The organism is Sandarakinorhabdus sp., assembly GCF_031422795.1.
Taxonomy (GTDB): domain Bacteria; phylum Pseudomonadota; class Alphaproteobacteria; order Sphingomonadales; family Sphingomonadaceae; genus Sandarakinorhabdus.
Genome location: NZ_JANPML010000106.1, coordinates 1 through 1635, shown reverse-complemented (window position 1 = coordinate 1635; position 1635 = coordinate 1). Strand labels below are relative to the sequence as shown.

Genomic DNA, 1635 nt, shown 5'->3' with positions numbered 1-1635 from the left:
AGGGCGGTTGCCAAATGCATTGACCGTCCCTCACGCCGTGGCATCTTGTGACGCAAGGGCCGCAATCGGCCAGCAGGGGAGACGGTGATGCGGCGCGGAATCATTGCGGCGGCGGTGCTGCTGGGCGGCGCCGGTTTGCTGACCAGCTGCGACGGGCCAAAGGTCACCGCAAAAAGCGATGCCGCCGTGCGGGAAAGCGAATTTCCGCAGCGACCGCTGTGGGGCGATACCCACCTCCACACGTCGAACTCGGTGGACGCCTTCGGCTTCGGCGTGCGGCTTGGCCCAGACGACGCGCTGCGCTTTGCCCGCGGCGAGGAGGTGACCTCCACCACCGGCATCAAGGCGAGACTGTCCCGCCCACTGGATTTCCTGGTGGTGACCGATCATGCCGAACTGATAGGCGGCACCAAGGCCCTGGCTGATGCGCCGCGACTGCTGATCCGTGATGCCACCATGCGGCGCTGGCACGACATGATGAACGAAGGCCCGGCTGGATCGCAGCGGGCGATGGCCGAGATGCTCGACATGCGTGGTCGCAACGCGCTGCCGCCATCGATGACCAACCCCGAAGGCGCCGCGACACGCACGCACGATGTGTGGAACGCCAATATCAACGCGGTGGAGCGCTACAACGAGCCCGGCACGTTCACCGCCTTCCACGGTTTTGAGTATTCATTGATGCAGGGCGGCAACAATCTCCACCGCAACCTCATCTTCCGGGATGGAGAGGACAAGGTGCGCTCTGTGGTGCCGATCGATTCCACCTACAAGGAAACGCCCGACGAGATCTGGAATTACATGGAGGCCTATGAAAAGGCCACCGGCGGCCGCGTGCTGGCCATCCCGCACAACGGCAATCTTTCCAACGGCCTGATGTTCGAACTGACCCAGCCCGGCGGCGGCCCGATGACGGCCGCTTATGCCAAACGCCGCGCCCGGCTTGAACCGCTGGTGGAAATCACCCAGATCAAGGGCGACAGCGAGGCCCATCCTTTCCTGTCTCCCAATGATGAATTTTCCGGATATGGCGTTACCGGCTGGGAGTTGAACAATCTGCTCGGCAACCAGCCAAAAGTGCCTTCCATGTATGCCGGCGAATATGTACGCGAGGCCTTGAAGCGCGGCCTGGCGTTGGAAGCGCAGACCGGCGTGAACCCCTATAAATTCGGCGTCATCGGCTCGACCGACAGCCACACCGCGCTCGCCACCGCCGACGAAAACCAATATTTCGGCAAGCATACTGGCAACGAACCCAACCCGAAACGTGCGACAGCGCCGCAAAATCTGGGCACGCGCCAGGGCCGTTTCGGCTGGCACTATCTCGCCAGTGGCTATGCCGCAGTGTGGGCCAAGGCCAACACCCGTGCTGCCATTTTCGATGCGATGATGCGCCGCGAGGTTTATGGCAGCACCGGCCCGCGCATGACAGTGCGGGTGTTTGGCGGCTGGGATTTCACGCCTGACGATCTGAAGGGCGATTGGGTGCGCGCCGGCTATGCGCGCGGCGTGCCGATGGGTGGGGAATTGAAACCGGGCAAAGGCGGCGCACCGCGCCTGTTGATCTCGGCCCTGAAAGACCCGGAAGGCGCCAATCTCGACCGTGTGCAGGTGGTGAAAGGCTGGATCGACAGC

1 protein-coding gene is annotated in these 1635 nt (G+C 63.2%); it reads left to right on the top strand.

All coding sequences use genetic code 11. The features are described from left to right. Window positions 1-87 precede the first annotated feature (87 nt). On the top strand, window positions 88-1635 hold a 1548-nt coding region (locus RMO81_RS04030), incomplete at its 3' end, for a DUF3604 domain-containing protein (RefSeq protein WP_310474460.1).